Origin of the sequence: Pseudomonas sp. NPDC087626 (assembly GCF_044743405.1) — a bacterium.
In the GTDB taxonomy this organism is placed as follows: domain Bacteria; phylum Pseudomonadota; class Gammaproteobacteria; order Pseudomonadales; family Pseudomonadaceae; genus Aquipseudomonas.
The window spans coordinates 318,857-327,183 of sequence record NZ_JBIUWJ010000001.1; the positions used below are offsets into that span (position 1 = coordinate 318,857).

Consider the following 8,327-nt stretch of genomic DNA (forward strand, 5'->3'; position numbering starts at 1 on the left):
ATTATAGCGATGGTTTCTCGGCTGTGCTATCCGAAAAGTCCGAAACTGCGATACGAAGGAAGGTGGCGGCGAATTCGTCGGCGGGCAGGGGCAGGCTGACGATGTAGCCCTGGATCTGTTCACAGCCTTCGCCGGCGAGGAACTGCTGTTGGGCCTGGGTTTCCACGCCTTCGGCGATGATGGTGAATTGCATGCTGCGGCCAAGGGCGATGATTGCGCGGACGATGGCCACGTCGTGGGGGTCGTCGGGCAGGCCGCGGACGAAGGACTGGTCGATTTTCAGGTAGTCCAGCGGCAGGCGCTTGAGGTAGCTGAGGGAGGAGTAGCCGGTGCCGAAGTCGTCGATGGCCAGTTGCACTCCCAGGCGTTTGAGTTGGTGCAGGACTTCCAGGGCTTCTTCGGCCTGGCTCATGATGAAGTTTTCGGTGATCTCCAGTTGCAGCAGGCCGGGTTTGAGGTGGTTGTCCCTGAGCAGTTGTTCGATGCGCCCCAAGAGGTTGGGCTGGCGCAGTTGGGCGCCGGCGAGATTGACCGATAGTGAGCCGAACCCCTCGTAGCGCTTGCTCCACTCGTGCATCTGCAGGCAGGCCTGTTCCAGTACCCAGTCGCCGATCTGCAGGATCATGCCGTTTTCTTCGGCCAGGGAAATGAAGTGCTCGGGCGGTACATCGCCGAAGGTCGGGTGGTGCCAGCGGATCAGCGCTTCGGCGCCGACCAGGCGTGGATGGTTGAGGCTGATTTTCGGTTGGTAGTACAGGGACAATTCGTTGCGTTCGATGGCGCGGCGCAGTTCATGTTCCAGGGCTATGCGCTCGCTGGCCTGGGCGGTGAGGTCGCGGGTATAGCTTTCGACCCGGTTGCGGCCTTTGGCCTTGGAGCGATACATGGCCGCATCGGCGTTCTTGACCAGGGTGGCGACGTCGCTACCGTCCTTGGGATAGAGGCTGGTGCCGATGCTGGCGCTGATGAAGAACTCATGTTCACCGGCCTGGAACGGCGCGCCAAAGCAGTTCAGCAGCTTGTTGGCGATGTTGTCGGCATCGCTGGCTTGCTGCAGGCCCGGCAGCAGGATGATGAACTCGTCGCCGCCCAGGCGCGCCACGGTGTCGATGTCCCGCAGTTGCTCCTTGAGCCGCACGGCGATGCCCTTGAGCAGGAGGTCGCCGACCGGATGCCCGAGGCTGTCGTTGATGTGTTTGAAGCGGTCGAGGTCGAGAAACAGTACGGCCCCCAGGCCACCCTGTTCACGTTGGCCGTTGAGGGCTGTCAGCAGGCGGTTTTCGAACAGCGTGCGGTTCGGCAGGCCGGTCAGCGGGTCGTGGTGGGCCTGATAGTCGAGCTTGGCCTGGGCGTGCTTGAGGCTCGAAATATCGGCAAATACCGCGACGAAGTGGGTGATGAAGCGGTCCTTGTTGCGCACCGCGCTGATGGTCAGCCAGCTGGGGTACAGCTCGCCATTTTTGCGCCGGTTGGAGATCTCGCCCTGCCAATGGCCCTCGGCGGTCAACTGATGCCACATGGCCGCGTAGAAGGCGCTGTCGTGCAGGCCCGAGGCCAGGAGCCGGGGTGTGTGGCCCAGGGCTTCGGTCTCGCTGTAGCCGGTAATCTCGCTGAAGGCACGGTTGACGGCGCTGATGTGCTGCTGGGTGTCGGTGATCAACACGCCCTCGGCGGTGCTCTCGAACACGGTGGCAGCCTGTTGCAGTTTTTCCTGCATCAGGTGCCGCTCGGTAATGTCCCGGGCGATGGTCAGCATGCATTCTTCTTCGCCGATCGGTAGCGGTCGGCTGGACATTTCGCAGAGGCGGATCTGCCCGTCGTTGCGCCGGATGTGGCAGGTGAAGTCGCGCACGAAGCCGTCGCGTTTGAGCAGGTCGAGCATTTTGCGACGCTCATTGAGGTTGACCCAGATCCCTAGGTCGAGGGTCGAGCGATCCAGGGACATGGCGCTATTGAAACCGGTGATGCGGCTGAACCCTTCGTTGACCTCGATCAGCAGACCGTCGCTGACCCGTGAGAGCAGCAGGCCATCAGGTGAGGCATGGAAGGCCTTGGCGAACTTCTCTTCGGAGGTCTGCAGTTGCTGTTGGGTTTCCTTGAGCTGACTGATGTCCCGGACCACCACCACCAGCGCTGGCGTGGTGTCGAGCTCGAAGGGCTCGGCGGAGATCAGGCCGGTGAACACTTGGCCATTGCTGCGGCGAAAGGGCATCTCCAGGTTGCGAATGCTGCCGGCCTGCAAACGCTGCAACAGTCCCGGGCCGACGCCGGCAATGCCCCAGATGTTCAGATCGGTGGCGGTTTGTCCCACCACTTGTTCGGCGCTCAGGCCGATCTGCTCCTCGAAGGCCTCGTTGACTTCCAGCAGGCAACCGTCGGACAGGCGCGCAATCACCAGGATGTCCGGGCACTGCTGGAACACCGAGGCAAACTTCTGCTCGGAGAGGCGCAGGGCTTCTTCGGTGCGCTTGGCTTCGCTGATGTCGATCATCAGGCCACGCATGATCGGCTCGTGGCCGTGTTCGATCAGACTGACGATGTCGCGTACCCACAGGCAACGCCCGTCGGCCGTGATCACTCGGTAGTCGAGGCTGTGATCGCGCCCGGCCAGCACTTCGTGATCGCAGAAGCTCTGGGCCCGTGTCAGGTCGGCGGGGTGAATGATGTTGCGCCAGAAGCCGGGGATCAACCAGTGGGACAGGGGGTAACCGAGTAGATCTTCGGCGTGGGGCGACACGTAGCTGTAGGTGAAGTCACTGATACGTGCTTCCCAGGCGATGGCGGACAGGCTCTCCACCAGACCGCGGTAATGGTATTCGCTGCTGCGCAGTTCCTGTTCCAGGGCGACCCGCCGGGAAATTTCCGAGCTCAGGCGGCGATTGATGCGGATCACCACGGCGAGAATCGCGATCAGCAAGCCCACACCGGGCAGGCCATAGATCAACAGGTCGGACCAGAAGCCCCGGTGATCGAGGACGTTGCCTACCCAGTGCTCCTGGATGGCGCTGATTTCCCCGGGGCTCATGTCGGCCAGCACTTTGTCGAGGATGCTTACCAGCAGTTTGTTATCCCGTGGCACGGCCATCGCCAGTTGGTAGCGATAGGGGGTTTCGCCGCTGACGTAGAGCCCATCGAGCTTGAGTTGGCGCAGGCTCCAGACACTGGACGCGAGGTCGCCGACAACCGCGTCGACCTCATCGGTAGCCAGGGCCTGCAGCGCCGAGCTGACATTGGGCAAGGGCACCAGGTTGAGATCGGGGTGCTGGGTGCGCAGCAGTTCGTGCGGGGCGTAGTTTTCCACCACGGCGATTTTCAGGCCGTAGAGGTCCTCAAGGTTATGGGGCTGGGCGCCTCCCACATGGGCCAGGATAACGATGGGGAAGTCCAGGTAGGGTCGGGTGAAGGCCAGGTAGTTCTGGCGCTCGGGGGTGGACATGATGCCGGGCAGCAGGTCGAGCTTGCCCTTTTTGACCTGGTCCAGCACCTCGGTCCAACTGACCGGCTCCACGGGCGTAACCTTGACGGCCAGACGATCGCGCACGACGTTGATGTAGTCCGCCGCCAGGCCCTGGTAGCGGCCTTGCTCGTCACGAAACTCGAATGGCGGCCACGACGCGTCGACGCCCAGGCGTAACTCTGGATGAGCCGCCAGCCAGCCACGTTCTTCGTCATTAAGAGTCAGCGCGCCAGCCGTTGCGGTCCAGGTCATCAGCGACAGTAGCAGCACGGCCGGGAGTCTGGGCATAACGGTCTCGTTATGGCTTGGGGGGGAATGTTTCGAGTGTAGACGGGCTGGGCGGCGGGAGCGATGTCGCGAGGATTTAATCTGCATAAAGCAAAACCCCCGGCAGGGCCGGGGGTTTTGTGATCACTCGTCGAGGAAGGAGCGCAGATGCTCGCTTCTCGTCGGGTGGCGCAGCTTGCGCAGCGCCTTGGCTTCGATCTGACGAATCCGTTCACGGGTAACGTCGAACTGCTTACCAACTTCCTCGAGGGTGTGGTCGGTATTCATGTCGATGCCGAAACGCATGCGCAGGACCTTGGCTTCACGGGCAGTGAGGCCGGAGAGTACTTCGCGAGTCGCTTCTTTAAGGCTCTCAACGGTAGCGACATCGATTGGCGACTGCATGGTCGAGTCTTCGATGAAGTCACCCAGGTGGGAGTCTTCGTCATCACCGATCGGGGTTTCCATGGAAATCGGCTCTTTAGCGATCTTCAATACCTTGCGGATCTTGTCCTCAGGCATTTCCATGCGTTCGCCCAGCTCTTCCGGGGTCGGTTCGCGACCCATTTCCTGCAGCATCTGCCGGGAAATACGGTTGAGCTTGTTGATCGTCTCGATCATGTGCACCGGAATACGGATGGTGCGGGCCTGGTCGGCGATCGAGCGAGTGATCGCCTGACGGATCCACCAGGTGGCATAAGTCGAGAATTTGTAGCCACGACGGTATTCGAACTTGTCCACCGCTTTCATCAAGCCGATGTTGCCTTCCTGGATCAAGTCAAGGAATTGCAGGCCACGGTTGGTGTACTTCTTGGCGATGGAGATCACCAGACGCAAGTTCGCTTCGACCATCTCTTTCTTCGCGCGGCGGGCCTTGGCCTCACCGATCGACATGCGACGGTTGATGTCCTTGATCTCGGCGATCGTCAAACCGGTTTCGGTTTGCAGTGCGGTCAGCTTCTGCTGGCAACGAATGATGTCCGGTTGCAGGCGACCGATGGCTTCAGCGTATTTGCTTTTGCCTTTGGCCAGTGCTTCGGTCCAGCTTTCGTCTACTTCGTTGCCCGGGAACTGGCGCAGGAAGTCGGCACGCGGCATACGTGCATCACGTACGCAGAGTTGCATGATCGCGCGCTCTTGCTGACGCAGACGATCCAGGGCACTGCGCACACGCTCGACCAGGCCTTCGAATTGCTTGGGCACCAGCTTGATCGGCATGAACAGCTCGGCCAACGCGACCATTTCGGCAATTGCTTGCTTGTGGTCACGACCGTGCTTTTTCAGGGCCTTGCGGGTAATTTCCATCTGGTCGGCGACAGCGCCAAAACGCTGGGCTGCGATGACCGGATCCGGACCGCTTTCGGCTTCTTCTTCGTCGTCACTGGCTTCAGCGTCGTCTTCTTCGGCATCGTCGGCAGCAGGCGCTGCTTTCGGGTCGACAGGCGGCGGCACTTCTGCAGCAGGCGGCGCAATGCCGTCGTCCGGGTCGATATAACCGCTCAGGACGTCAGACAGGCGACCACCTTCGGTGGTGACGCGAGTGTATTCGGAGAGAATGTGATCAACCGTGCCAGGGAAGTGCGCAATCGCGCCCATCACTTCACGGATGCCCTCTTCAATACGCTTGGCGATTTCAATTTCGCCTTCACGAGTGAGGAGCTCTACGGTACCCATTTCACGCATGTACATGCGCACTGGGTCGGTAGTGCGACCAATGTCGGTCTCAACCGCTGCCAACGCTGCTGCTGCCTCTTCGGCCGCGGCTTCGTCGGTATCGGCGTCGGCCAGCATAAGGGAATCCTTATCTGGCGCAACCTCGAATACGTTGATCCCCATGTCGTTGATCATGCGGATGATGTCTTCCACCTGTTCCGGATCTGAAATATCCTCCGGCAGGTGGTCGTTGACCTCCGCGTAAGTCAGGTAGCCCTGCTCACGACCGAGTGTGATCAACTCTTTGATACGAGACTGCTGTTGCGCTTTTCCGGACATAACACCCTATCCACTGAAGGTCTTGGCGGGCAAAAAACAAGCCGAGGATTATACCTGAGCTATGACCTCACGCGCCAGTTGAGGTCGGGCTTGATGCGGAAACATTGCGACTTAGAAGGTCGCGCAGTTGGTTTTTCTCATCGCTACTCAGCTCACTTTGACGTGCTTTCCTGAGCAGTTGTTCCAGGTTTCGCTCGCGTTGGCGGGCTGACAAGCTAGTTATGGTGTCGAAAAACTGTTGTTCAAGGTTGTCGCCATCAATCAACCATTCCTTTTCGGCCAATGCCTTGAGCAGGCGACCTTGTTCGGTCCCGTGCCAGCGCGCAATCAACTGAAATGAGTTTAGCTTGGGATTCTTCTGTACCGCTTCGAGCAGTGCCACCAGCAATTGCGTGTTGGAGTGGTCCTCGGCCGCGAAGTGCCCGGCGTCCTCGACTTTTTCCGCCAGTTGCGGGTGGTGCAGTAGCGTGCGTAAAGCGGCCAGTGTTGGTGGTTCGACGGCGGCCGGGACGCGCGGGGCACGTGGCTGATCGCGATCGCCGCCTCGCTTGCCTTTTTTGTCCCAGGGTTTGTCTTCCCATTTCTTGCCGCCGCCAGACTTTTTCGGCGTCCATTCCTGCTGGGGCGCGTAGGCTTCCTGCGGTTGATGGTAGTCGGAATAATCCGGCATGGCGTCGTAATCGATGCCTGGATCGTAGGCTGGCGGCGCTTCTTGTGGTGCGCTTTGCACCAGTTGGCTGACCGCTTCGCTGTTGAGGCCGGTGATTTCGCTCAGGCGCTGGCGCATCAGGGTGCGCAGATTTGCCCCGGGCACCTTGTCGATCAGCGGCGCGGCGAGGGTGGCCATGTGGGCCTTGCCCTCAAGCGAGCGCGGATCGGACTCTTCGATCAACTGCTGGAAGAAATAGTCGGCCAGGGGTTGTGCGTGCTGGTTGATGCGGGCACGAAAGGCGTCGGTGCCTTCGGAGCGGACCAGGGTGTCCGGGTCTTCGCCTTCCGGCAGGAACAGAAAGCGTGCGCGTCGTCCGTCCTGCAGGCTCGACAGCGTCGACTCCAGGGCGCGCCAGGCGGCATTACGCCCGGCCTGGTCGCCATCGAAGCAGAACAATACGCTGGGCACCACCCGAAACAGGCGCTTGAGGTGTTCTTCGCTGGTGGCGGTGCCGAGGGTGGCGACGGCGTTGCGCAGACCTTGCTGGGCCAGGGCGATGACGTCCATGTAACCCTCGACGACGATGATCTCGTCGAGGTTGCGGTTGTTCTTGCGCGCTTCATACAGGCCGTAGAGTTCCTGGCCTTTATGAAAGACCGGGGTTTCCGGTGAGTTCAGGTATTTCGGCTTGTCGTCGCCCAGCACCCGGCCGCCAAAGGCGATGATGCGTCCACGGCTGTCGCGGATCGGGAACATCACGCGATCGCGAAAGCGGTCGTAGCGCTTGCCGCTTTCGGCGTTCTCGATCAGCAGGCCGGCATCGATCATGGCTTTCTGTTGCAGGGTGTCGCTGCTCAAGTGTTTGAACAGGTTGTCCCAGCCAGGAGGCGCAAAACCCAGGCCGAAATCCCGGGCGATCTCACCGGTCAGGCCGCGGCTCTTCAGGTAGTCGACCGCGGCTTTGCGCGCCGGATGGCTTTTCAGGGCCTGGCGGTAAAAGTCGGCGGCGGCGTTCAGGAGCGGGTACAGCGGCGAGTCGGTGGGTTGCCGGGGTTTGTGCGGGCGGCCACTTTCTTCGCGGGGAATTTCCATGCCGGCGGCTTTGGCCAAGTCCTCGACGGCCTGGGGGAAGTCCAGGTTGTCGTGGTCCATGAGGAAGCCGAGGGCATTGCCTCCCGCGCCGCAGCCAAAGCAGTAATAGAACTGTTTGTCCGGGCTGACGCTGAAGGAGGGGGTCTTTTCTTTGTGGAACGGGCAGCAGGCGGTGTAGTTCTTGCCGGCTTTTTTCATTTGCAGCCGCGAGCTGACCACATCGACGATGTCGGTGCGGTTCAGAAGGTCGTCAATAAAGCTCTGGGGAATCAGCCCGGCCATGGCGTTCTCGTCATCACTGCATGTGAGTATCTGGCCCACGCGAGAGGCGAGTGGATACCGGTCATGATTTTGAGGCGCGGCAAGTGTGCGGCTCGACCAGGTATCGTCTGCGTATTCGCGGTAGGGGAGTGTATCCGCCGAAAATCCACTGAGGTTAGTCCCAATCAGGGTTCGACTGTTCGAAAGTATTGCGCTGAGTCCCGCAGTGCCCGGTGACAGGCCTCGGATAGCTCAAAAGCAGGCACGCAAGAAGGCGCCTTGGGCTGATCGTCGTTGAGAGGAATCAGTAGGGTGTGCTCGTCAGTAGCCTTGGAAGGCTCGTCAGAAGAGACGTGCACTGCTGGCAAAAGAGCCAGGTCTGACGTGTAAAGCAGTTTGTCGCGGTCGCGTCTGCGGCTTTGACAGTGAAGCATCAAGCGATATCCGCAAATGCCATAAGCCCGGCTGAGGGCCGGGCTTGGCAGAAGCTTGCTACGATCGTCTGTGTATTAGTACAGACGAACGGCGCGGCGCTGTTCGCGCTGAACTTTCTTGGCGTGACGCTTAACAGCGGCTGCTGCTTTGCGCTTACGCTCAGGCGTTGGC

The 8,327-nt window shown here is 60.6% G+C and carries 3 protein-coding genes and 1 pseudogene; all 4 read right to left on the minus strand.

Going from position 1 to position 8,327, the window contains the following annotated elements; genetic code table 11:
* Nucleotide 1: 1 nt before the first annotated feature.
* Nucleotides 2-3,745 carry a bifunctional diguanylate cyclase/phosphodiesterase gene (locus ACIOVD_RS01480; RefSeq protein WP_095170600.1) on the minus strand — a complete coding sequence of 1,248 codons (3,744 nt, stop codon included), beginning with the start codon at nt 3,743-3,745 and terminating at the stop codon, nt 2-4.
* A gap of 123 nt (nt 3,746-3,868) precedes the next feature.
* Nucleotides 3,869-5,716 carry an RNA polymerase sigma factor RpoD gene (rpoD, locus tag ACIOVD_RS01485; RefSeq protein ID WP_095170598.1) on the minus strand — a complete coding sequence of 616 codons (1,848 nt, stop codon included), beginning with the start codon at nt 5,714-5,716 and terminating at the stop codon, nt 3,869-3,871.
* A 67-nt stretch (nt 5,717-5,783) separates the two neighbouring features.
* Complete coding sequence (gene dnaG / locus ACIOVD_RS01490) at nt 5,784-7,742, minus strand: DNA primase (RefSeq protein WP_401125670.1); 1,959 nt, start codon at nt 7,740-7,742, stop codon at nt 5,784-5,786.
* Nucleotides 7,743-8,230: 488 nt separating this feature from the next.
* Nucleotides 8,231-8,327, minus strand: a pseudogene (gene rpsU / locus ACIOVD_RS01495) (30S ribosomal protein S21); the annotation flags it as partial.

Coding starts and splice junctions, on each gene's coding strand:
- ACIOVD_RS01480 (WP_095170600.1), bottom strand. CDS start 3,745: ATGCCCAGACTCCCGGCCGTGCTGCTACTGTCGCTGATGACCTGGACC.
- rpoD (WP_095170598.1), bottom strand. CDS start 5,716: ATGTCCGGAAAAGCGCAACAGCAGTCTCGTATCAAAGAGTTGATCACA.
- dnaG (WP_401125670.1), bottom strand. CDS start 7,742: ATGGCCGGGCTGATTCCCCAGAGCTTTATTGACGACCTTCTGAACCGC.